This window comes from Nitratireductor sp. GZWM139, assembly GCF_030068685.1.
In the GTDB taxonomy this organism is placed as follows: domain Bacteria; phylum Pseudomonadota; class Alphaproteobacteria; order Rhizobiales; family Rhizobiaceae; genus Nitratireductor; species Nitratireductor aquimarinus.
Window position 1 is genome coordinate 119,172 of record NZ_JAMQML010000011.1, and the last position, 22,948, is coordinate 142,119.

The 22,948-nt window shown below is 61.5% G+C and carries 15 protein-coding genes; 5 read left to right on the top strand and 10 right to left on the bottom strand.

Annotated elements, in window-relative coordinates; all coding sequences use genetic code 11:
• Positions 1-120 precede the first annotated feature (120 nt).
• The 6 genes from accC to NDI72_RS14760 form a co-directional block, all read right to left on the bottom strand.
• Complete coding sequence (gene accC, locus NDI72_RS14735) at positions 121-1,464, bottom strand: acetyl-CoA carboxylase biotin carboxylase subunit (protein WP_113155331.1); 1,344 nt, start codon at positions 1,462-1,464, stop codon at positions 121-123.
• A 16-nt stretch (positions 1,465-1,480) separates the two neighbouring features.
• Complete coding sequence (accB, locus tag NDI72_RS14740) at positions 1,481-1,951, bottom strand: acetyl-CoA carboxylase biotin carboxyl carrier protein (RefSeq protein ID WP_113155330.1); 471 nt, start codon at positions 1,949-1,951, stop codon at positions 1,481-1,483.
• 21 nt (positions 1,952-1,972) lie between these two features.
• Positions 1,973-2,416 carry a type II 3-dehydroquinate dehydratase gene (gene aroQ, locus NDI72_RS14745; RefSeq protein WP_206547495.1) on the bottom strand — a complete coding sequence of 148 codons (444 nt, stop codon included), beginning with the start codon at positions 2,414-2,416 and terminating at the stop codon, positions 1,973-1,975.
• A gap of 130 nt (positions 2,417-2,546) precedes the next feature.
• Positions 2,547-3,314, bottom strand: coding sequence for a DsbA family protein (locus NDI72_RS14750; protein ID WP_206547496.1), 768 nt, complete (start codon positions 3,312-3,314; stop codon positions 2,547-2,549).
• Between the two features lie 74 nt (positions 3,315-3,388).
• Entirely contained in the window at positions 3,389-4,759 is a 1,371-nt protein-coding gene (locus NDI72_RS14755) for a M48 family metalloprotease (protein WP_113155328.1), read from the bottom strand.
• Positions 4,760-4,951: 192 nt separating this feature from the next.
• Positions 4,952-7,954 (bottom strand): Rne/Rng family ribonuclease, encoded by a 3,003-nt coding sequence (locus NDI72_RS14760; RefSeq protein ID WP_283800817.1) that lies wholly within the window; start codon positions 7,952-7,954, stop codon positions 4,952-4,954.
• A gap of 687 nt (positions 7,955-8,641) precedes the next feature.
• On the opposite strand from NDI72_RS14760, the gene NDI72_RS14765 reads away from it, so the two are divergent.
• From NDI72_RS14765 to prfB, 3 genes are all read left to right on the top strand, one after another.
• The gene (locus NDI72_RS14765) at positions 8,642-9,808 is read left to right on the top strand and encodes an N-acetylmuramoyl-L-alanine amidase (protein ID WP_222473919.1); all 1,167 of its coding nucleotides are present in this window, start codon (positions 8,642-8,644) and stop codon (positions 9,806-9,808) included.
• 332 nt (positions 9,809-10,140) lie between these two features.
• A complete protein-coding gene (locus NDI72_RS14770; RefSeq protein ID WP_283800818.1) occupies positions 10,141-12,597 on the top strand; it encodes a penicillin-binding protein 1A in 2,457 nt (818 codons plus the stop codon).
• 119 nt (positions 12,598-12,716) lie between these two features.
• Positions 12,717-13,848 (top strand): peptide chain release factor 2 gene (gene prfB / locus NDI72_RS14775; RefSeq protein WP_113155324.1). Its coding sequence is split into 2 segments (ribosomal slippage): positions 12,717-12,785 and positions 12,787-13,848, totalling 1,131 coding nucleotides; the frame shifts between segments, so codons are not numbered across the junction.
• 66 nt (positions 13,849-13,914) lie between these two features.
• Here prfB and NDI72_RS14780 read toward each other — a convergent pair.
• Together NDI72_RS14780 and NDI72_RS14785 are read right to left on the bottom strand one after the other, a co-directional pair.
• Complete coding sequence (locus NDI72_RS14780; protein WP_283800836.1) at positions 13,915-15,216, bottom strand: M23 family metallopeptidase; 1,302 nt, start codon at positions 15,214-15,216, stop codon at positions 13,915-13,917.
• A 181-nt stretch (positions 15,217-15,397) separates the two neighbouring features.
• The gene (locus NDI72_RS14785) at positions 15,398-15,877 is read right to left on the bottom strand and encodes a peroxiredoxin (RefSeq protein WP_283800819.1); all 480 of its coding nucleotides are present in this window, start codon (positions 15,875-15,877) and stop codon (positions 15,398-15,400) included.
• 194 nt (positions 15,878-16,071) lie between these two features.
• Between NDI72_RS14785 and NDI72_RS14790 the strand changes: the two genes are divergently transcribed.
• Complete coding sequence (locus tag NDI72_RS14790) at positions 16,072-19,350, top strand: YhdP family protein (RefSeq protein WP_283800820.1); 3,279 nt, start codon at positions 16,072-16,074, stop codon at positions 19,348-19,350.
• Between the two features lie 77 nt (positions 19,351-19,427).
• Here the strand turns inward: NDI72_RS14790 and tyrS are convergent, their stop codons facing one another.
• The gene (gene tyrS / locus NDI72_RS14795; protein WP_113155320.1) at positions 19,428-20,681 is read right to left on the bottom strand and encodes a tyrosine--tRNA ligase; all 1,254 of its coding nucleotides are present in this window, start codon (positions 20,679-20,681) and stop codon (positions 19,428-19,430) included.
• Between the two features lie 66 nt (positions 20,682-20,747).
• A complete protein-coding gene (locus NDI72_RS14800) occupies positions 20,748-21,422 on the bottom strand; it encodes an alpha/beta hydrolase (RefSeq protein WP_113155319.1) in 675 nt (224 codons plus the stop codon).
• 260 nt (positions 21,423-21,682) lie between these two features.
• On the opposite strand from NDI72_RS14800, the gene NDI72_RS14805 reads away from it, so the two are divergent.
• The gene (locus tag NDI72_RS14805) at positions 21,683-22,846 is read left to right on the top strand and encodes a cysteine desulfurase family protein (RefSeq protein ID WP_283800821.1); all 1,164 of its coding nucleotides are present in this window, start codon (positions 21,683-21,685) and stop codon (positions 22,844-22,846) included.
• Positions 22,847-22,948 lie beyond the last annotated feature (102 nt).

Genomic DNA, 22,948 nt, shown 5'->3' on the forward strand with positions numbered 1-22,948 from the left:
GCTCAACCGGCCAGATCGCCGGAGAATCACATGGGGCGGCGAGCTTTGGATCGCCCGGCGTCCACTGGACGCACAAAGGGCGATCTAAATCACTGACAGAGAAACGGGGTAACCGAAACTCTAGCTCGTTTTCGCCAGGTAATTCTCCAGCCAGTGGATGTCGTAATCGCCATTGGCGATATCGGGATTGCCGACCAGATCCTGGAACAGCGGAAGCGTGGTCTTGATGCCGTCGACGACGAACTCGTCCAGCGCGCGGCGCAGACGCATCATGCACTCGACGCGGTTGCGTCCATGCACGATCAGCTTGCCGATCAGGCTGTCGTAGTAAGGCGGGATGCGGTAGCCCGAATAGACGCCCGAATCGACGCGGATGCCAAGACCGCCCGGCGTATGGAAATGCGTGATCGTGCCCGGCGAGGGGGTGAAGGTGCGCGGGTCTTCCGCATTGATGCGGCACTCGATGGCATGGCCCTCGAAACGCACCTCATCCTGCGTGCAGGACAGTCCACCGCCGGAAGCGACGCGGATCTGCTCATGCACCAGATCGATGCCGGTAATGGCTTCCGTCACCGGATGCTCCACCTGCAGGCGGGTGTTCATCTCGATGAAGTAGAATTCGCCATTCTCGTAGAGAAACTCGATCGTGCCCGCGCCGGAATAGCCGAGATCGGCAATGGCCTTGGAGACGATTTCGCCGATGCGGTTGCGCTGCTCGACATTGAGGGCAGGCGAGTTGGCTTCTTCCCACACCTTCTGGTGGCGGCGCTGCAGCGAGCAGTCGCGTTCGCCCAGATGGATCGCGTTGCCCGCACCATCGCCCATCACCTGAACCTCGATGTGGCGCGGCTTTTCGAGATATTTCTCGATATACACCGCGTCGTCACCGAAGGCCGCACCCGCTTCCGTGCGGGCGGTGGAGAGCGCCTCGGCAAGGTCCGCCTCGGTGCGCGCAACCTTCATGCCGCGTCCGCCGCCGCCGGCCGATGCCTTGATCAGCACCGGATAGCCGATATCGGCGGCAATGCGCTTGGCTTCCACATCGTCGGTCACGGCGCCATCGGAGCCCGGAACCACGGGAATGCCAAGAGCCTTCACCGTCTTCTTGGCGGTGATCTTGTCACCCATGATGCGGATGTGGTCGGCCGAGGGGCCGATGAAGGTGAGATTGTGTGCGGCCAGAATTTCGGAGAACTTGGCGTTTTCCGAAAGGAAGCCGTAGCCCGGATGCACGGCGTCGGCGCCGGTGATCTCGCAGGCGGCCAGAATCTGGTGAATGTTCAGATAGCTGTCGCGCGAGGGCGGCGGCCCGATGCATACGCTCTCGTCGGCAAGGCGCACATGCATCGCATCCGCGTCCGCCGTGGAGTGCACGGCTACGGTCTGGATGCCGAGCTCCTTGGCGGCGCGCAGTACGCGCAGGGCGATTTCGCCGCGATTGGCGATGAGGATCTTGTGAAACATGCGCGCCTGCCCCGGACTATTCGATGACGACCAGCGGCTCGCCGAACTCAACCGGCTGCGCATCCTCGAAGAGGATCGCCGTCACGGTGCCGGAACGGGGCGCGGGAATCTGGTTCATGGTCTTCATCGCTTCGATGATGAGAAGCGTCTGGCCTTCCTTCACGGACTGGCCGACTTCGATGAAGGCGTTCGCGCCGGGCGCGGGAGACTTGTAGGCGGTGCCGACCATCGGGGAAGGAACGGCATTCTTGGAATCGGCCGGGCTCTTCTTGGCTTCTTCAGCCGCGGCCGGGGCCGGCGCAGCCGGTGCGGGCGCGGGGGCGGGTGCCGGAGCGGCATAGCTCTGCACGGCGACTGCGCCCTGCTTGGCCACGCGAATCCGCAGGTCGTCCTGCTCGACTTCGATTTCCGTCAGATTGGTGTCGTTCAGGATCGTCGCAAGCTCGCGAATGAGTTGCTGATCGACCCCCGTCTTTTTTGTCGACATGTGTTTTGTCCTGCTTTTGTCTCAATCCGGCCGGTGTGCGGCCAGCGCATCCAGCGCGAGTACATAACCGATTGTGCCCAATCCGCAAATCATGCCTTTTGCCGCCGGGGCAATCATCGAAACGTGGCGAAACGCTTCGCGGGCATGAATGTTGGAAATGTGCACCTCAATCACCGGGAGCGGGCTCACCGCACGGATCGCATCATGCAATGCAATCGACGTGTGCCCATAGGCGCCGGGATTGATGACGATGCCGGCAGCTTTCTGGCCGGCCTCATGGATCCAGTCAACGAGGTCGCCCTCGTGATTGGACTGGCGAAACTCAATGTCCATTCCAAGTGAAGCGGCCTTGTCCCGGCAGTTCTTCTCGACGTCCTCAAGGGTGTCGCCGCCATAGATGCCGGGTTCGCGCTTGCCGAGCGCATTCAGATTGGGCCCGTTCAGAATGAAGACTGTTTTCGCCATAAAATCGTCCCCTGGCCCTTTTGCGGCACCATCACAAGCTCCTCTATAGAGGGCTTAGACCGTACCGCAAAGATGGCAAGGGGCTTCTTTCTCTGTCCACAGAGCGCTCCGGAGGCTTCCGGCGTGCGCGTCAGTTGCTTTCCGTGCGGGCCTGTTCGATCTTTTCGCCGAGCACATCCTTGCCCAGCGCGCCGAACACAACCTCGTTTCCGACCACATAGGCGGGCGTTCCGGTAACCGCAAGCTGATTCGCCAGTTCATAGGTTTCCGCGAAAGCCTTCTGGATCTCCGGATTTTCCATTTCCTTGCGAAGTGCTGCCTCATCAAGACCAAGGCCGGTCGCAATCGACATGGCCAGTTCGCCATCGGCGCGGGATTCCGACCCCATCAGCTGCTGATGGAACTCGGCGTACTTCTCGGGCGCGGTCGCCTGAACAGCCATGGAAACCACATGGGCCTCGCGCGATTCTGCGGAGAGGATGGGGAATTCCTTGAGCACGAAGCGCACATCGTCATTCTCTTCGAGCAGCGCCTGCATGTCGGCCATGGCGCGTTTGCAGAATCCGCAATTGTAGTCGAAGAACTCGACCACGGTGACCTGGGCCTCCGGATTGCCGATCACGCCGTCATGCGGGCTGTTCAGGAGATCATCCTTGCGATCCTGCAGCACCGTCTTCTGGGCCTCGGCCTGCTGCTCGCGCTGCTTGGTTTCGAGTGCTGCCTGAACCTCGAGCAGGATTTCCGGGTTTTCGAGCAGGTAGTCGCGCACGATCTGTTCGACTTCCGGTTTGCCGAGCGCTGCGCCGTCCGATGCCTGCGCGACATTGCCGAGCACCATGGCGGGCAGGAAGAGGGCGGTTGCCGCCGTAAGGGCGCGGAGTTTGCTGGAAAGAGTCATGATCAAATCCGATTTCATCTGAATTGAGGATATCTGTTTGTTGTGTGGCCCATTTGGGGCGAAAGGTTCACCGATCAACCGGGAGCCTTGTACTGAATGATGTCCTGCGCGCGCAGCCAGCCGGGCGAGCCGCGCTTCATGCGCTTCTGCGCCCTGATGGCGAAAAGCTTCGCATCGCGATACTGGCCGGCATGAAAATAGCCCTCTGCTGAAGCAAGCTCCGCATTGGCGATGTCACCCAACTGACCATAGGCCTGGGCAAGGTAGCGATAGCCATTGGCGAATTCCGGCTCACGCGAAAGCCCGGTCTGCAGTTCCGATGCCGCCTTCTTCACGAGGTCCGGCTGACCGGTCGCCAGAAGCGCCTGCCCATAGCCCACCTGAAGCAGTCCGGGCGTGCCCGGAGCAAGCGATAACGCCCTGGCATAGGCATTGGCTGCATCCTTCGGGCGGTTCGCCTTGATGAGGATGTCGCCGCGCAGCTCCTGCAGATAGGGATTGCGGGGCATTTTGGAGATCAGTGCATCGACCTTCTGGAGTGCCGTGCGGGGATTTCCGGTGAGAAAGGTGGCAATCGCGTCGCCATACATGGCGGGAATGCCGCGCGGGTCCTGCCTGAACAGCCGCTGTACGGCCTGCGCGCCTTCCGTATGCGCGGCGATCTTTGCGCGCATCATGTCATGGCGCTGCTGAAGTTGCGCCGGGTCCTTGCGGTCGTAGAAGCGGCTCTTGCGCGCAAGCTCTTCCAGATTGGCGATACGCTCGCGCGGCATGGGGTGGCTGATCTGGTAGGGATCGACATTGACGCCTGCGAGCGCCAGGCCGCCCGCCAGACGGTCGAACGTCGTCAGCATGCCCTTGGCCGACTGGCCGGTCTTGTTGAGATAATCGATGGCCGTGCGGTCTGCGGTCACCTCTTCGGAGCGCTGATAGCCGAGCAGGCCGCGCCGCGCCATTTCCGCACCGCCGGCAGCCATGCCGACACCGGCCGAAGCCAGACCGCGCGTATCCGTTGCTGCACCTGCAACGCCGGCTCCAATGCCGATCAGCGCCGACACGATGGCCATGGTCTGCGCACGCTTCAGCTGCTGGCGCAGACGCTCCTGATGTCCACCCGCGATATGCCCGGCTTCGTGAGCGATCACGCCGATGATCTCGTTGGGCGTTTCAGCCTGTGTCAGAGCGCCGGTGTGAATGAAGATGCGACGCCCATCCACGAAGGCGTTGAAGCTGCGATTGTTGACGAGAATGATGTCGATCCCCGAACGGGACAGACCGGCCGCCTTCAGTATCGGGGCGGCATATTCGGTAACAAGAGCCTCGATTTCCGCGTCACGAACGACGGTCACACGCCCCTGCGCCTGTGAAGCCGGCACCGAAACGACAATCAGATAGGATGCCAGCATGAAGAGCGTGGCTGCCCGCGCGATAATCCTGTGAACCATGGTGTCTCTCTCAAGCATTGCCGAATTGGTAGACGAGCATAAGGGCAATGGGAAGGCACAACAGTCTTCGATCATGGAGTTTTGATCTGTGCTCTTGCCGTGTCGCCAATGCAAAAAGGCCGGCGCTATGCGCCGGCCTTCCAGTTTTTTGTGTTCCAAATGCGCCAGCTGCAGAAGCCGGCGCACGTCCCTCTAGAAGAAGCTCTTGCGCTGCCACCAGCCGGTCTTGCGGGGGCGATCGCTCTCTGCCGGTTCGGAAGAGGAGACAACCGGTTCCGAAGATACGGCGACTTCTTCCTTGGCAGGCTCTTCGACCGTTTCCTCGACCGCTTTCTGGGCCGGTGCTGCCTCGCTGGGAGCCTCTTCGGCGGTTTCCGGGGCAACCGTCTCTTCTGCAGCCGGCTTGTCTTCGGCTGGCTTGTCTTCAGCCGGTTTGGCCTTGGCGGTGCTGCGACGCGTGGTCGTGCGACGCCGTTTCGGAGCCGGCTTTTCTTCAGCGGCTGCCTCTTCGGCAGGCTTTTCCTCGGCTGCCGCTTCTTCCGTTATGGCTGGAGCCGCTTCGTCGGCTGTCTCGGCAGGCGCGGTTTCAGCCGGTGCAGCAGCCTTGCGGGTGCGGCGGCGCGGCTTGCGAGCAGGCTTCTCCTCGGCGGGCGCATCCGTTGCCTCGGCAGAAGCCTCCGCCTCTGTCCCTGCCTCGGGTGCGGCGGCCTGCGCCTCGGGTACAGCTGCCGGAGCCTCATCGGCAACAACCGGCGTATCGGCTGCTGCCGCCGCCTGCGGGGCTTCTGCGCCTTCCGCAGTCGGAGCGTCCTCGGAAACGTCTGCCTCTACAGAGGCGTCGCCCTCGGCCTGGGCTTCCTGCGTATCGCTGTCGCGACGGTTCCTGCGGCCACCACGCTTCCCGCGATGGCGCTTCTTGCGCTCGCCTTCGCCGGCTTCTGCCGGCTTCGTCTCGGCTGCATCCTCGGAAACTGCTGCGCCATCCTCAGCCGTGGCTGCGACGGCATCGTCGTCGCCTGGCATCTGATCTGCGTTCTGATCCTGATTCTGCTCTGCACCCTCGGCGCCGCCATTGTTGCGGTTGCGGCCGCCCCGGCGCTTGCGCTTGCGGCGGCGCTTGCGCGGTTCGCCATCCTCACCGGCTTCGGCTTCCTGTGCGGGGGCAGGGGTTTCAACCACCTGTGCGGGCGCCGCCTGCGGGGCTGCCGGCTGCTCCATTCCCGACTTGTCGGCGGGCTGCTGCTTGGTGATCGCAAAATGCTGCGAACCCACGCTGTCATCCGCCTCGACCGTGATGGTCACGCCAAAGCGGTTTTCCATCTCGACCAGATTGGAGCGCTTGTGGTTCAGCAGATAGAGCGCGGTCTGCGCAGGCGTGCGCACGGCGATGTCGTTGCGCGCGTCCTTGAGCAGGTACTCTTCGATGGAGCGCACCACATAGAGCGCCACCGACGAATCGGAGCGGATGTGTCCCGTGCCGCCGCAATGGGGGCAGGGCTGCATGGTGCTTTCCAGAACGCTTGCCCGGATGCGCTGACGCGACATTTCCAGAAGGCCGAAATGCGAGATGCGGCCAACCTGGATGCGGGCGCGGTCATTCTTGAGGCATTCCTTGAGGCGCTTCTCGACCGCCCGGTTGTTCCGGTTCTCCTCCATGTCGATGAAGTCGATCACGATCAGGCCCGCCATGTCGCGCAGCCTCAACTGACGCGCCACTTCCTCCGCCGCTTCCAGATTGGTCTGGAGCGCGGTGTCCTCGATCGAGTGCTCTTTCGTTGAACGGCCGGAGTTCACGTCGATCGCCACCAGAGCCTCGGTCTGGTTGATGATGATGTAACCGCCGGATTTCAGCGTGACCTGCGGCTGCAGCATGCGGTCGAGCTGCGCCTCGATGCCGTTGCCGGCAAAGATCGGCGTCACTTCGCGATAGGGCTGAACGACCTTGGCATGGCTCGGCATGAGCATGCGCATGAAGTCCTTGGCCTCGCGATACCCTTCCTCACCGGCCACCAGGATTTCCCCGATGTCCTTGTTGTAGAGGTCGCGCACCGACCGCTTGATGAGGCTTCCTTCCTCGTAGACGAGGGCGGGGGCCGTGGATTCAAGCGTCAGGCTGCGAACCTTCTCCCAAAGGCGCATCAGGTAGTCGTAATCGCGCTTAATCTCCGCCTTGGTGCGGTTTGCACCGGCAGTGCGCAGGATCACGCCCATGCCCTGCGGCACTTCCAGGTGCTTCACGACATCCTTGAGGCGCTTGCGGTCCTGCACATTGGTGATCTTGCGGGAAATGCCGCCACCGCGTGCGGTGTTGGGCATCAGAACCGAGTAGCGGCCTGCCAGCGACAGATAGGTTGTCAGTGCGGCGCCCTTGTTGCCGCGCTCTTCCTTGACGACCTGAACGAGCAGGATCTGGCGGCGCTTGATGACCTCCTGGATCTTGTAGTTCTTGCGGGCGGCGCGGCGCGAGGGCTGCGCTTCTTCCATCGCATCGTCAGCGCCAACCGTGTCGACGTCGTCTTCGTCGTCGTTGCCATTGTTATCGTCATCGGACCGGTTGCGGCGCGAGCGCCGGCTGCGCGGCTCTTCCGAAACCACGTCGGCAGAGGCCTCTGCAGCCATGGCCTGCGGCTTGTCTTCGCCGTCCGCGTCCTGCGCAGTGTCGGCATCGTCGTCGGAAACCGCGTCGGCGTCCGCCTCGGCTTCAGGTTGCGCCTCGGCAATGGCGTCGCTGTCGCCGTCCTCTTCCTGTGCAGCCTCTTCCTGTGCAGCCTCGTCCTGGGAAGCGTCGTCCTGGGAAGCGTCGTCCTGCTGGGCGGTCTTCTTGCGGGTGCTGGCGCGGCGGCGCTTGCGTCCGCCTTTCTGTGCCTGGCGGGGCTCGCTGTCTTCGTCGTCGTCATCGGCCTTGGCTTCTGCGGCTTCGGCCTCCAGAAGCGCCTGACGGTCGGCTACGGGGATCTGGTAATAGTCGGGATGGATTTCGCTGAAAGCGAGAAAGCCATGCCGGTTGCCACCATACTCTACGAAGGCTGCCTGAAGGGAAGGTTCGACGCGTGTGACGCGTGCCAGATAAATATTACCGCGAAGCTGCTTCTTATCCTGAGATTCGAAATCAAACTCTTCGATGCGATTACCGCGAAGGACAACAACCCTCGTTTCCTCCGGATGGGAGGCATCTATCAGCATTTTGTTTGGCATAAATACTTGTCTCCCCGGCAAGGAAAGATTGTCGGGCCGGGCTCGACGGGCGTAGCCGCAAGCCAACGTGACAATCTGTGCCGGATAATCTGAGGCTCGCCGGCGTTGAAGGCCGCGCCAAATTGGGCCGGAGCACCGAGCTTGCGGTGCGTTTCAATCCGGATCTCGTTCCAATTGCGCCTGATGCCATTCCATCGCCCGGCAGAACCGTTTCAACCAAGGCCCGATTTTGCGGGCCAGCTTTTGCTCATGTAGAGCCGGCGCGGACAGTGATGGTCCGGCCGTTTCCTGAAGCCAGGGCTTCCATGCTCGAGGAAGGCCCTGAAAAATTCCTCTTGAATCACCACCCGTTCGGGTTTGCGGCGGCGGATAAAGGTTTGCCCCGTTGCTCATCGCCGTTTGTCAGCTGGGACTCAAACCAAGGACGGATATCGCGATGATTCAAAGATGCTTTTATGATTTGACAGTTGTATTGGCAACCCTGATTTCTATCGCGCCCTGGCTGGGGCGGCCTGCAAATATCATCCAGCTTATTTGCCCAATGTCCCTGCACAGCGCATAAAATATGATCGTTGGCGGTCGATTCGAAGAAAAATTGCCATTTTCTTTCGCTGGAAATGGGGTTGATTCGACTAAATCCGCATGACGCATCGGAGAGAAGCGGTTTTGCACAGACCAGCGTTTTTTTTGACGGTTGTCCTCACCGGGCTCTTTCTCGTTCTCAACAATGCCCTTGCCGATGGTCCTGCGCTCAAGGCGCATGACTACAAGATGGCCGGTGACCAGCAATACACGCGCATCGTCGTGCATTTCGACCGCGCGCCCGATTTTCGCTGGTTCCTCCTGCGCGATCCCAACCGGCTGGTGATCGACATGCCGGCCACCGAATTCACCTTCGATCCTCTGGAGCTGGAGCCACGGGGGCTGGTTGCCGGTGTGCAATATGGCGCCGTCGATGCGCAGCGCGCGCGTCTGCTCTTCAACGCCAAGGGGCCGTTCTCGGTCGAAAAGGCCGAGGTTATGAAGAACGAGACCTCCGACGGGTTTCGCCTCATCATCGAAATGCGCGCCAGTTCCGTTGAGGATTTTGACAAGGCCCTGCGGGCCAGCATGACGCCGCCCGACCTTGGTTCCGCCAAGGACGAGGCCGTTGCGATGAAGGATCGTTTCACCGTTGCGCTTGATGCGGGGCATGGCGGCGCCGATGGTGGCGCGCGTGGCGTGAACGGTACGGTCGAAAAACAGATCACGCTTCTGTTCTCGCTCGAACTCAAGAAAAAGCTCGAGGAGACTGGCCGGTATCGCGTTGTTCTCACACGAGAGGATGACCGTTTCCTGCGTCTTGACGAGCGCGTGCGCATTGCGCGGGAGAAGGGGGCTGACCTCTTCGTTTCGGTCCATGCCGATGCGATTGCCATTCGCAGCGTGCGCGGTGCGACCGTCTACACGGTTTCCGACAAGGCGTCCGACGCCGAGGCTGCGGCAACCGCTGCACGCGAAAACCTGTCTGACGAGATCGCCGGCAAGGTGCCGGAAGAAGAGCAGGACGAGGTCGAGGATATTCTGGTCGATCTCATCCGGCGCGAGACCCACGCCTTCTCCATCCGCTTTGCGCGCACGCTCATCGGCGAACTGTCGAGCACCGTGCAGATGGTGAAAAACCCGCATCGCTATGCGGGTTTCCGCGTTCTGCGCGCCCCGGATATCCCCTCGGTTCTTCTGGAACTGGGCTATCTTTCCAATCCGAAGGACGAAGCGCAGCTGCGCGATCCGGCATGGCGGGAGAAGACAATGGCGGCGATCATTGATGCGATCAGCTATTTTGCCAAGGCAAATGGTGCAGCTGGAGGTTGATCTCAGAGCCCAATTCGTTGCAAGTCTGCAACGGCGCTCCCGTTTTGTGCTGTTCGCGCCCGGGGCGCTGCAATCGCCGTATTTTGCCCACAAGCGTGAGGCATTAAGAGCAGGCGCATGATTTTCCGGCTGTCCTTGCACGAGCGGGCGAAGATCGTGAAAAGAAATGGTATATTGGAATCGCATGGAATGAAGACAGCGGACTGCGTTGCGGTGGCAATCCACCATTCGCCTGTCCCTCTTTGTCCTGCCGATAAGACTTGGAAAGGCTGCGCGGGGCAGTTGCCGCTGACGGGCGGTGAAGTTGCGACCGGGCTTGAATTGGAGCGGGCATGATACGTCTCATCGGGTATTTCTTCGGCGTCGGCATTGTGCTGGCGCTGCTGGTGGCTGCGGGCATCGCGCTCTACATCGGCGATCTGACCAAGGATCTGCCCGATTACGAGGTGCTGGCGAAATATGAGCCGCCGGTCACGACCCGCGTTCACGCCTCCGATGGCGCTCTCATGGCCGAGTTCGCGCGCGAGCGTCGCCTCTACCTTCCGATCCAGGCCGTTCCGGATCGCGTCAAGGCTGCGTTCCTTTCCGCAGAAGACAAGAATTTCTACAAGCATCCGGGCATCGACGTGACGGGCCTTGCCCGCGCCGTGGTGACCAATGCGCGCAATCTGGGTTCGGGCCGGCGTCCGGTCGGCGCGTCCACGATCACGCAGCAGGTGGCGAAGAACTTCCTTCTCACCTCCGACCAGACCATGCAGCGCAAGATCAAGGAGATGGTGCTCTCCTTCCGCATCGAGCAGGCCTATTCCAAGGATCGCATCCTCGAACTCTATCTGAACGAGATTTTCTTCGGTCTCGGTGCTTACGGCATCGCCGGCGCTGCGCTGACCTATTTCGACAAGTCGGTCAACGAGCTGACGCTGGAAGAAGCGGCCTATCTCGCTGCTCTTCCCAAGGGCCCGTCGAACTACCATCCCTTCCGTCACACCGAGCGCGCCATCGAGCGCCGCAACTGGGTGATCGACCAGATGGTCGAGAATGGTTACGCCACGGCTGAAGAGGGCGAGAAGGCCAAGAACACCGGCCTCAACGTTTCGCCGCGTCGCCGGGGCACCTATCTGTTCGCCGGCGAGTACTTCACCGAGGAAGTGCGCCGCGACATCATTTCGCGCTATGGCGAAGATGCGCTCTACGAGGGCGGCCTTTCCGTCCGCACCACGCTTGATCCGCAGATGCAGCTTTATGCGCGCAAGGCGCTGCACAATGGCCTTCTGCGCTATGACACGCTGCGCGGCTATCGCGGACCGGTCACGCAGATCGACGTTTCCGGCGACTGGGGTGCAGCCCTCGGCGAAGTCGATGGGCTGAGCGATGTTCCCGAGTGGAATGTGGCCGTGGTTCTTGGAACCGAAGACAACAAGATTTCCATTGGCCTCAAGCCTGAGCGTGAGGTTTCTGGCGCACTGTCCGAGGAACGCACGACCGGTACGATTGCGCTGGAAGACATGAAATGGGCCATGCGGCACGTGGTGGACGGCAAGCGCCTCAAGGCGGAACGCCAGTCCGACGTTCTGAAGCCGGGCGATGTGATCTTTGTTGAGAAGAAAGCTGACACGGACCGCGCGTGGACGCTGCGCCAGGTGCCCGAGGTTGAGGGCGCGCTTGTCGCCATGGACCCGCACACGGGCCGCGTTCTGGCCATGGTCGGCGGCTTCTCCTACGCCGAATCCGAATTCAACCGTGCAACGCAGGCCTATCGTCAGCCCGGCTCGGCCTTCAAGCCGGTCGTCTATGCCGCCGCGCTCGACAATGGTTACACGCCTGCCTCCGTGGTGCTTGATGCTCCGATCTCGGTGCAGGTCGGCAATGATGTGTGGGAGCCGAAGAACTACGGCGGCAAGTTTGCCGGCCCTTCGACCCTGCGCGCCGGTATCGAGCGTTCGCGTAACCTGATGACCGTGCGGCTTGCCAAGGATATGGGCATGCCGCTCGTTGCCGATTATGCCGAGCATTTCGGCATCTACGACAAGATGCTGCCGGTTCTGGCCATGTCGCTCGGCTCGGGCGAAACCACAGTCATGCGCATGGTTTCCGCCTATGCGGTCATGGCCAATGGCGGCAAGCAGATCGTTCCGTCGCTGATCGACCGTATTCAGGATCGCTACGGCAAGACTGTCTACAAGCATGACCGTCGCGAATGCGTGGGCTGTGTTGCCAGCGAATGGACCAATCAGGAAGAGCCCGAGATCATCAATGATCGCGAGCAGGTTCTCGACCCGATGACCGCCTACCAGATCACCTCCATGATGGAAGGCGTGGTGAAGCGCGGTACGGCAACCTCCATTGCCGAACTCGGCCGTCCCATCGCTGGCAAGACCGGCACCACCAATGACGAGAAGGACGCCTGGTTCGTTGGCTACACGCCTGATCTCGTGGTTGGCGTCTTCATGGGCTTCGACACGCCGCGCCCGATGGGCCGTGGTTCGACCGGTGGCGGTCTGGCCGCGCCGATCTTCAAGGAGTTCATGGGCAATGCGCTCCAGGACATGCGCCCGGTGGACTTCCAGGTGCCCGAGGGCATGAACATCATCCCGATTGACCGCAAGACCGGCATGCGCGCCGAGTCGGGCCAGCCGGGCGTCATCATGGAAGCCTTCAAGCCCGGCACGGGACCGGCCGACAGCTACTGGGTGATCGGCATGGAAGATTTGGAAGGCATGGGCGGGCCGCGGGTTGTTTCGCCACAGGCCAACCGGGCGGTGAATTCCGGCGCCGGCGGCCTCTACTGACGCAGCGTTCTGAATCTGTGACGCGCCCGCTTTACACAGGCGGGCGCGGTTCATATGGTCCGTCGCGATTCAGGAAGCGTTTCCTGAAAAATCCAACAAAGCCGAGGTGTTGATCTGCAATGCGTGCGGAAACCGAAAATCTTGTCGACGAAATCAAGCAGGCCATAAGCCTGCTGAGGAGGCATCTTTGACTGGGATGAAGCAGTAAAGAGGCTGGAATACCTGAATTCGCGCGCTGAAGAGGCCGATCTGTGGAACGATCCGCAGGAGGCGCAGAAGCTGATGCGCGAACGTCAGATGCTGGAGGACAATATCAGCGGGGTCCGTGATCTGACCCAGGCGCTTGAGGACAATATCGGCCTCATCGAGCTTGGTGAGGAAGAGGGCGACGCTGACGTGGTGACGGAAGCCGAGAGCGCGCTCAAAGTGCTCAAGGACGAGATTGCCGCGCGTCAGGTGGAGACGCTGCTCTCCGGCGAGGCCGATGGCAACGACACCTATCTCGAAATCCATGCAGGCGCCGGCGGCACCGAGAGTCAGGACTGGGCACAGATCCTGCTGCGCATGTACACGCGCTGGGCCGAACGTCGCGGCATGAAGGTCGATGTCATGGAAGTCCATGACGGCGAAGAGGCAGGCATCAAGTCGGCAACCCTTCTGATCAAGGGGCGCAACGCCTATGGCTGGCTGAAGACCGAATCGGGCGTGCATCGTCTGGTTCGCATTTCGCCTTTCGACAGCGCTGCGCGCCGGCACACATCCTTTGCCAGCGCCTGGGTCTATCCGGTCATCGACGACACGATCGAGATCGACATTCCCGATTCGGACGTGCGCGTGGATACCTATCGCGCTTCCGGCGCGGGCGGGCAGCACGTCAACACGACCGACTCGGCCGTTCGCATCACGCACATTCCGACCGGCATTGTCGTGCAGTGTCAGAAGGAACGCTCCCAGCACAAGAACCGCGCAACCGCGTGGGACATGCTGCGCGCGCGCATTTACGAGGACGAGCTGAAGAAGCGGGAAGATGCGGCCAGCGCCACCGAGGCGTCCAAGACCGACATCGGCTGGGGACACCAGATCCGCTCCTATGTCATGCAGCCCTATCAGCTGGTGAAGGACCTGCGCACAGGCGTGGAAAGCACCAGCCCGCAGGACGTGCTCGACGGCAAGCTTGATGCGTTCATGGAAGCCGCACTTTCGCAGCGCGTGCATGGCGGGGAAGGGGCCGAGGTCGAAGACCTCGCCTGAACCGGCTTATGCGTCGGCGTGAAGAGTAGAACAGCGGGCGGGCCTCAGGCTCGCCCGTTTTGCATCTCAGGAGCCGTCCTTGAGAAACGCGGCGACCTTTCGACCAGCCGTGATGAACTGCGAGGGATTGATGGCCGTACCACCCTTGCGCACTTCATAGTGCAGGTGAGGGCCGGTGGAGCGACCACTGGAGCCGACCTTGCCGATCAGCGTTCCCGGCTCGACCTTCTCGCCCTTCTTGACCAGAAGCTTGCTCATATGCGCGTAGCGTGTGGTCAGTCCGTTGCCATGGTCGATTTCGACCATGCGTCCGTAACCACCGTTCCAGCCGGACTTGATGACGGTGCCGACGCCGGCCGCGTGAATGGGCGCTCCTGTCCGGGCGCGAAAGTCCATGCCGGAGTGATGCGCCCTGCGACCCAGAAACGGGTCGCGGCGGGAGCCGAAGCGGCTGGTGATCTGCGCACCGGGAACCGGATTGGCCAGCGGCAGCGCGCGCGCCTTGCCCTTGATGTCGTTGAGGCGAGACAGCGCATCGTCCAAGTCGCGTACCTGGTCTTCGAAGGCGAGCGCACTGGCCGATGTCAGAAGCGGGCCGCCGACATGCTGTTCGCGCTCGTCTTCCGAAACGCGGACCCCGACATCATCAAGTGCGTCCGCGATGACCTCGGCGCTCTGATAGGCGTTGTCGGCCAGCGTCCTGACGCGGTCGATCTGCTCCGTCTCGATTGATGCGAGCGCGCGGTTGAGCTTCACGAAGAGAAAATCGGCCTTGTCTGCGGCAGAAAGCGGTCGGTCGTCCGATTGCGTCTGCGAACGAAGCGGCCATGGGACAGTGTCGGCTTTGGTGGGAGCCAGTGCTGCAACGGCGATGCTGCCGGTCCGTGTCGGATCGAGAAGCGGCTCGGTGTCGGCCTTGATCTGTGGGCGCGGGGCGGGAACCGGCCCCTTTTTGGGCAGGAGTTCCGTGCCGGCGCGGTTTAGAACCGGTTCCAGGCGGCTCTGGCGCTTGGTCAGCTGATCCTGCCGGGCAAGAAGTTCGCCCACCTTTTCCTGCATGAACTGCTGGTCGAGCAATTGACGGCTGGTCACGCGGTCGAGCTGGGCGCGCAGCGACGAGATACGGTCTTCATAGGCCTGCTGGATGCGGGCCTGCCGGGCCACCGTCGCGCCGATCAGATCGTCGCGCATAACCAGATAGGACGTTGCAAGAATGTAGCCGATGCCGATCGCAGCGATCGCTGAGCCCACTGATGCGGCCATCCATGGGCGAACAGTGAAATGTCGTATCTTTTCACCCCGCGCGATGATGATCGTGTGGGGCTCTTTTCGCTTGCCGAAAACCGCAGATTGCTGTGAACGCATCAGAAAATCGAACTTCGTTGCAGGTGAGCTTTGTTCGATTTTGATTACACTTGATTAGGGTTAATAAAGCTTTTCCCGATCAGGTGTGGCGTTAAAGAAAGCGGGGCAGGTGTGCTGCTCCGCTATATTTTATCATTCCCGCCTGTATGCGCACGTCAGGCGATCCTGCCTGACCGGAGCTGCTCTAGGCGACCTGCCTGAGCTTCTTGGCGGCCTCGAGAACGGCCTGTGCGTGACCGGGCACCTTCACCTTGCGCCACACTTCCGCAATGCGGCCTTCAGGATCGATCAGGAAGGTGGAGCGTTCCACACCCATATATTTGCGGCCATACATGCTCTTCTCGACCCACACGCCATAGGCCTGCAGCGTTTCTTTTTCCTGATCGGAAACAAGGCCGACGGTAAGGCCGTGCTTGGTCTTGAACTTGTCATGGCTCTTGGGGCTGTCGGGAGACATGCCCAGCACGACCGTATCGACCACGTCGAATTCGGGCTTCAGTGCGGTGAAGTCGATGGCCTCGACCGTGCAGCCGCTGGTGTTGTCCTTGGGGTAAAAGAAGAGCACAACCGTCTTGCCGCGAAAGTCGGACAATCTGACCTCGCTGCCGCCATCGGCTGGCAGCACAAAATCCGGTGCTTCGCTTCCTTTGACGGGTTCTGTCATTTTCTTTCCCCTGTTTGTGGATAGGCGATGAAAGGGAGAGATATAATGATGTCGATGGATTCGTCCATGGCTGCGGTGTGTCGACGGGAACGGTTGTGGATCAGGAAGGCGCTTCTCACAGGAAAATCAGGTTCAGACGGGGCGAGATAGCGGCTTTGGAGACCTTCCCTTCGACTGAGGGCAGGGCTCGTGGCGTGCTGCGGCGTTCGCTGTTCTGGCTGTGGTGCCGGCGCATTCTCATTGTTCTGGTCTCCCTGATCGCGCTTCTTGTGCTGGCCGGCCTTCTGCTTCAGTTCGTTGGCACCGGCTCCATCGGGCAGGATCGCCTCCGCGCCGCTGCCCAAAGGGCGCTGACCTCCGCCGCCGGTTACGAAATCCAGACCGACATGGGGGAGCTCGGGCTGGTTCTGAGTGATCGCAGTCTGGTTGCTCTGGAAATCCGCGATGCGCATCTGAGCAAGGCCGAGACTGGCCACAGAATGGTCGATGCGGACGTTTTGCGTATCGGATTCCGTCTGCTCCCGCTTCTGAGCGGGAAAGTGGAAGTGGGAAGCGTCGAGCTTTCCGGCGCGCGGGTGCACCTGTCAGCACTTTCCGCGAAGTCCGACGAGGTTGCAGCGGTTGCCCGCTGGCAAAAGCCCATCGATCCGTCTGTTCTGGAAGAGAGCGTGTTTGCGGGCCTGCGGCGGGTCTATGCGATCTCCGAGCGCACCGGAACGCGCTATCTGCGCATGCGTGATGTCGAGATTGTTCTGGATGACGAGACGGGCCGCGCCGTAGCCCTCGACGTCAATGCCGCGCTCGCACCTTCGGGAAAGCTGGAATTCAGGGCCAATGCGGCGCTTGGTGAGCGGGAGGTGGAGCTTGTCGGATCGGCGCTTCGCCCGCTTGCCGATGGACCGATCAAGTCGCTCGAGGTGGAAATCGGTTCCCCCGATCCAACGCTTCTGGAGGCGGCGCGGTCCGTTGCTGGTGAACTGAAGGGAGCCGATGCGCTTCTTGCCGCCACAAGGCTATCGCTCAAGGGCGGCGAGCAGGAGGTCGGAAAAGGCAGGCTACAGTTCGAGGTGGCGCTGCAGGAAGCGCCGTTTGATCTTGGCGAAGATGGCATTCTGACCGCAACGGGCCGTATCCGCGCCGAGATTGGCCGTGAAGCCGGCATGATCGTCATCAATCAGGCAAACCTCGTTGTCGGCCGTTCGGTCTTCAACGTTACCGGCAGGATCGTTCCTCTTGAGAACGAGGAGGCCGACAGCGCGCTTTATGGCTTCGATCTGGTCAGTCCGAAATCGACCATCGCTCCACTCGATTCACCGCAGGCTGCCGTTCCCTTCGTGGCGGGTGTTTCCGGACGCATCGACACCGGCAGCGGCCGCATCGTCGGCGATACGATCCGTATCGCAACGACATCCGGCGTCATCACCGCAAGCGCTGCTGTAACGCTGGAAGCCGGCAAGACGCCCGGGCTTTCGCTTGCCGTCTATACGAGCGGCATGCCGACCAATGAGGTCAAGCAGTTCTGGCCGTGGTTTGCGGCCTCGGGCGCACGGGAATGGGTGCTTGAAAACCTGTTTGGCGGGCATGTGGTGGAAGGCAATCTGCGTTTGCGCGTTCCGCCCGGCCGGTTCGGCAATGGCCAGCCGCTGAACGATGAGGAAGTGAACGGCGCATTCTCCGTCGCTGATGCCCGTTTCGATATTGCAGGCCGCATTCCGCCGGTGCGGGACGCCGCCGGCAGCATCGCCTTCAAGGGCTCCGACATCGATATTGCCATCGAGGCGGGCACCGTCTTCATGCCAAGCGGACGGCAGGTTGCGGCCAGCAATGGCACGCTGTCCGTTCGCAACGCGCATGTGAAGCCGCGCATCGGCAAGCTCGCCATTGATGTTGCCGGCAAGGCGCCCGCCGTCGTCGAACTGGCCTCCTACGAGCCCATCGACGTGTCAGAGCGCATCGATCTGACGCCCAAGGACGTGACCGGTGACGTTACCGGTCATGTGACAGCCGACATCCCCCTGAGCGACGGCATTCCGCGCGACCAGCTTGGCTGGCGGGCGACGCTTGAATACTCCGACCTCTCGATCTCCAAACCCTTCAACGGGCAAATGGTCGCCAATGCCGATGGCGTGCTCATGGTCGAGCCGGGGCGGGCGGATATTTCGGCCACCGCCACACTCAACGGCGTGCCGGCGCGGCTCGAACTGGTGGAACCCTTTGGCGAATCCGATCAGGCGCGCTCGCGCAGGATCGAACTGACGCTTGACGATGCGGCGCGGCGAAAGATCGTGCCGGGCCTTGATGGCATTCTCTCCGGTCCGATGACGGTCGACTATGACGAGCTTGAGGATGGACGCAAGGCGCTCAAGGTCAATCTGGACAAGACGCGCCTGACGCTGCCCTGGATCAACTGGAGCAAGGGAGCGGGCATTCCAGCCACCGCTTCCTTCATTCTGGATGAGAAATCATCCTCCATGGAACTCACGGATTTCAGGCTTTCCGGAAAGACCTTTTCCGCAACCGGGCGCATCACCATTGCGGGCGGTCGGCTCGCATCGGCCCGCTTCGACAAGGCACGGCTGAACCGGGGTGACGATTTCTCCGTCTCCATCAACCGTTCAGGTTCCGCCTACAATGTGTCGGTGCGCGGCGCGTCGGTCGATGGCCGCGCCATGGTGAAATACTATCTGGGTGCGCGGCAGGGCGCGTCAGGTGGCGATGATGACGGCGCAGACGCGGGCATCACATTCGACGCCCGTCTCGGCCGCGTGTCCGGTTTCGGGGGCGAAGTGATGCGCGATGTATCGCTTGACTACAAGGCGGGGGCCGGTGAGACCGGCAGGCTCGATTTAAAGGGCGTCACCGCATCTGGCGGAAGCGTTTCCCTGTCGCGCGACGCAGGCGGCATTCGCGCCAATTCCTCCGATGCCGGTGCGGTCATGCGTTTCGTGGATTTCTACGAACACATGGAAGGCGGGCGCATGGTGCTGGCCCTGACGGAAGCTGGCGGTGGCCGCTTTCAGGGCAGCGTGACGGCCGAGAACTTCTTCATCGTCAACGAGCCGCGTCTGGGGTCTCTGGTCGCCGCAACGGACAATAGCGGCAATGGCGACAAGGTCGATGCCGCACGTGTCAGCTTCGAGCGTGGTTTTGCCAACATCATCAAGGGACCGGGCAGTCTGGCGCTGAGCGATGGCGTTCTGCGCGGTCCGCTGATCGGCACCACGTTTCAGGGCACGCTGTTCGACGCCAATGACAACATCGCGATCACCGGCACCTTCATGCCGCTTTACGGGCTCAACCGCATTTTTGGCGAAATCCCGCTGTTCGGCGCCATTCTCGGCAATGGCCGTGATCGCGGCCTGATCGGCATCACCTATCGTCTCTATGGCAAGCTGAAGGATCCGCAGATGGAGGTGAACCCCATCTCGGCCATTGCGCCGGGCATCTTCCGGCAGATCTTCGAGTATCGATAGCAGGCAGCCGCCCATAAAGAAAAAGCGTGCGCCCGGTTGGGCGCACGCTCATTTTTCAAATGCGATTGTTGCGAGGCTCAGACCGGGCGCAGAAGCACGTGCTTCTTCTTGCCGAGCGAGAGCTTCACCACGCCTTCCTCGGTGAGGTTGTCGAGGGTTACGGCCTGCCGGTCATCGCTGACGGGCTGGTCGTTGAGGCGCACTGCGCCACCCTTCACATGCCGGCGCGCCTCGCCATTGGAGGCGGCAAGGCCTGCGGTCACGAAGAGCGCCAGAACACCGACGCCTTCCTCAAGCGCAGAGCGCTCGACTTCGACCGTCGGGAGCGTCTGCGCCAGTGCGCCTTCCTCGAAAGTCTTGCGCGCCGTCTCCGCGGCCTCTTCCGCCGCATCGCGGCCATGCAGCATTGCCGTTACCTCGGTGGCGAGGATCTTCTTGGCCTCGTTGAGCTCTGCTCCCTGAAGTGCTGCAAGGCGGGCAATCTCATCGAGCGGCATCGTCGTGTAGAGCTTGAGGAAGCGCTCGACGTCGGCGTCCTCGGTGTTGCGCCAGTACTGCCAGAAATCATACGCGCCGAGCATGTCCGGGTTGAGCCAGACAGCGCCGTCGGCGCTCTTGCCCATCTTCGCGCCCGACGAGGTGGTCAGAAGCGGCGAGGTGAGGGCGTAGAGCTGCGGCGTGCCCATGCGGTGGCCGAGATCGATTCCGTTGACGATGTTGCCCCACTGGTCGGAACCGCCCATCTGCAGGCGGCAGCCAATCCGTCTGTTCAGTTCAACGTAATCGTAGGCCTGGAGGATCATGTAGTTGAATTCCAGGAAGGACAGCGACTGCTCGCGGTCGAGGCGCGTCTTCACCGAATCGAACGACAGCATGCGGTTGACCGAGAAGTGGCGGCCCACATCGCGCAGGAATTCGAGGTAATTGATGCCCAGAAGCCAGTCGGCATTGTTGACCATCAGTGCATCCTGAGGGCCGTCGCCGAAGGTCAGGTAGTTGGAGAACACCTTCTTGATGCCGGCAATGTTGTCGGCAATCGTTTCCGGCGTCATCAGCTTGCGCGCCTCGTCCTTGAAGGACGGGTCGCCGATCATGCCGGTGCCGCCGCCCATCAGGGCGACCGGGCGATGGCCGGTCTTCTGCATCCAGTGCAGCATCATGATCTGGATCAGACCGCCGGCGTGCAGGCTCGGCGCGGTCGGGTCAAAGCCGATATATGCCGTGACCGTCTCGTTCCGGAAGAGTTCATCGAGACCCGCATTGTCGGAGGTCTGGTGAATGAACCCGCGTTCGCTCAGCGTGCGCAGGAAGTCGGATTTGAAGGCGGTCATGATCTTTCAGGCTCTTTGATGTTTGACGGAGGGCGCTGCCGGGGCAGCGCCTGCCCGTCGGACAGTTTACTTGAGGCGTTTGGGGCGGGGCTCGGACAGCTCGCCGCGCAGGCGGCGGTCGAGATAATCCGAGCATTCACCGATCAGGTTGTCGATCTGGTCGGTATAGAAGTGATTGACGCCGGGCATCGTCTTCTGGGTGATCGTAATACCCTTCTGCGACTGCAGTTTGTCAACGAGACCCTGAACGTCTGCCGGCGGCGCGACCCTGTCGGCGTCGCCATGGATGATCAGGCCCGAAGACGGGCAGGGGGCGAGGAACGAGAAGTCGTAGAGGTTCGGCTGCGGCGAGATGGACATGAAGCCCTCGATCTCGGGACGGCGCATGAGAAGCTGCATGCCGATCCACGCACCGAACGAGTAGCCGGCGATCCAGCAGTTCTTCGAATCGGGATGGAGCGTCTGCACCCAGTCGAGCGCCGCCGCTGCATCCGACAATTCGCCGGTGCCGTGGTCGAATGCGCCCTGGCTGCGGCCGATGCCGCGGAAGTTGAAGCGAAGCGTGGTGAAGCCGCGGCTCTGGAACATGTAGAAAAGATCGTAGACGATCTTGTTGTTCATCGTGCCGCCGAACTGTGGGTGCGGGTGCAGGATGAGCGCGATCGGAGCGTTCTTTTCCTTGGACGGCTGATAGCGTCCTTCCAGGCGTCCGGCCGGTCCGGCGAAAATGACCTCAGGCATGAGTACTCCACATTGGGCGTCGCAGCGCTTCGGGTTGCACAAGGAACTATGTTCCTTACCCTTGACGCGACGCCGACGCCTCCATAGAAGCTAGTTTAGAATTATTCAAAAATGACAGACGCAAAGCGTCCATCATGTCGGCAAGCCGGGTAGATAGGACGGCTCGCCCTAAAAATTCAAGGAAATTACGCCATTGAGGCCAAGTTTGGCCAAGAAGGCGTAAAGCAGACGTCGGATTCGCGGAGAAAAGCGGAAAATCAATGTCGGCAGCCCGTGCTTATCTTGATTACAACGCCAGTGCGCCTCTCCTTGAGTGCGCGCGCGCGGCCATGATTGATGCACTGGCCATGCCTGCGAATCCCTCTTCCGTTCACAGCGAAGGGCGTGCCGCCAAGCGTGTTCTCGAGACGGCGCGCCGACAGGTTGCCGCACTCGTCGGCGGAGAGCCCGCCCATGTGGTGTTCACTTCCGGTGCGACCGAGGCTGCGGCAACGCTTCTCTCTCCACGCTGGACGATGGGGCGTGCGCCGCTGACCTTCTCTGCGCTCTACGTGAGTGCCGCCGATCACCCCTGCATTTTGAAGGGCGGGCGCTTTTCCGCCTGCGCTATCAATACGATAGCCGTTCGTCCTGACGGCTTGGTCGATCTGATCGATCTTGAGGCGAAGCTCGCCGCCCATGATCGCGGCGAAGGGCTTCCGCTGGTCGCCGTGCACGCGGTCAACAATGAAACCGGCATCATTCAGCCGCTTGAAGATATCGGCCGTATCGCAAAGACGGCAGGCGCGGTGGTCGTCATCGACGCGGTGCAGGCTGCCGGTCGGATTCCGCTCGATATTTCAGCGGGATACGCAGACTACTTTATTCTTTCCTCGCACAAGATCGGCGGCCCGAAGGGCGCAGGCGCCATCGTCGGCAGCGCTGACCTGATGATGCCTGAACCGCTGATCAATGGTGGCGGGCAGGAGAAGGGACATCGCGGCGGCACGGAGAATCTGGCTGCTATCGTAGGCTTTGGCGCAGCAGCGTCCGAGGCGCTCGGCAAACTGTCTGGCATCGATGCGCTTGCCGCCATGCGTGACCGTTTCGAGGCTGCCATTCTGGCGCATGTACCCGATGCCGTGATCCATGGCCGGGGCGCGCCGCGCGTTGCCAACACCAGCTTCTTCTCGATCCCCGGCACCAAGGCCGAGACAGCGCAGATCGGCTTCGACCTTGGCGGTGTGGCCCTGTCTGCGGGATCCGCCTGTTCTTCTGGGCGTGTGGGACCAAGCCACGTGCTTGAAGCCATGGGGCTTGGTGATCAGGCCAGTGCGCTGCGCGTTTCCATCGGGCACGCGACGGGCGAGAATGAACTGGCACTTTTCGATGCGGCGCTGGCCAATATCGCTCGGCGGCGCAAGGGCGCTTCCGAGGCCGCCTGAGGCGGCGCTGTGAGAAAAATGGAACTGATGCAGATTAAAATGGAGAAAAAGACACATATTTAATATGTGACCGGATGAAACATCTGCTCCGATGCACTACAT

Bases quoted from the DNA above. Each gene is read 5' to 3' on its own strand.
- accC (WP_113155331.1), bottom strand. From the start codon at position 1,464: ATGTTTCACAAGATCCTCATCGCCAATCGCGGCGAAATCGCCCTGCGC.
- accB (WP_113155330.1), bottom strand. From the start codon at position 1,951: ATGTCGACAAAAAAGACGGGGGTCGATCAGCAACTCATTCGCGAGCTT.
- aroQ (WP_206547495.1), bottom strand. From the start codon at position 2,416: ATGGCGAAAACAGTCTTCATTCTGAACGGGCCCAATCTGAATGCGCTC.
- NDI72_RS14750 (WP_206547496.1), bottom strand. From the start codon at position 3,314: ATGACTCTTTCCAGCAAACTCCGCGCCCTTACGGCGGCAACCGCCCTC.
- NDI72_RS14755 (WP_113155328.1), bottom strand. From the start codon at position 4,759: ATGGTTCACAGGATTATCGCGCGGGCAGCCACGCTCTTCATGCTGGCA.
- NDI72_RS14760 (WP_283800817.1), bottom strand. From the start codon at position 7,954: ATGCCAAACAAAATGCTGATAGATGCCTCCCATCCGGAGGAAACGAGG.
- NDI72_RS14770 (WP_283800818.1), top strand. From the start codon at position 10,141: ATGATACGTCTCATCGGGTATTTCTTCGGCGTCGGCATTGTGCTGGCG.
- NDI72_RS14785 (WP_283800819.1), bottom strand. From the start codon at position 15,877: ATGACAGAACCCGTCAAAGGAAGCGAAGCACCGGATTTTGTGCTGCCA.
- tyrS (WP_113155320.1), bottom strand. From the start codon at position 20,681: ATGACCGCCTTCAAATCCGACTTCCTGCGCACGCTGAGCGAACGCGGG.
- NDI72_RS14800 (WP_113155319.1), bottom strand. From the start codon at position 21,422: ATGCCTGAGGTCATTTTCGCCGGACCGGCCGGACGCCTGGAAGGACGC.
- NDI72_RS14805 (WP_283800821.1), top strand. From the start codon at position 21,683: ATGTCGGCAGCCCGTGCTTATCTTGATTACAACGCCAGTGCGCCTCTC.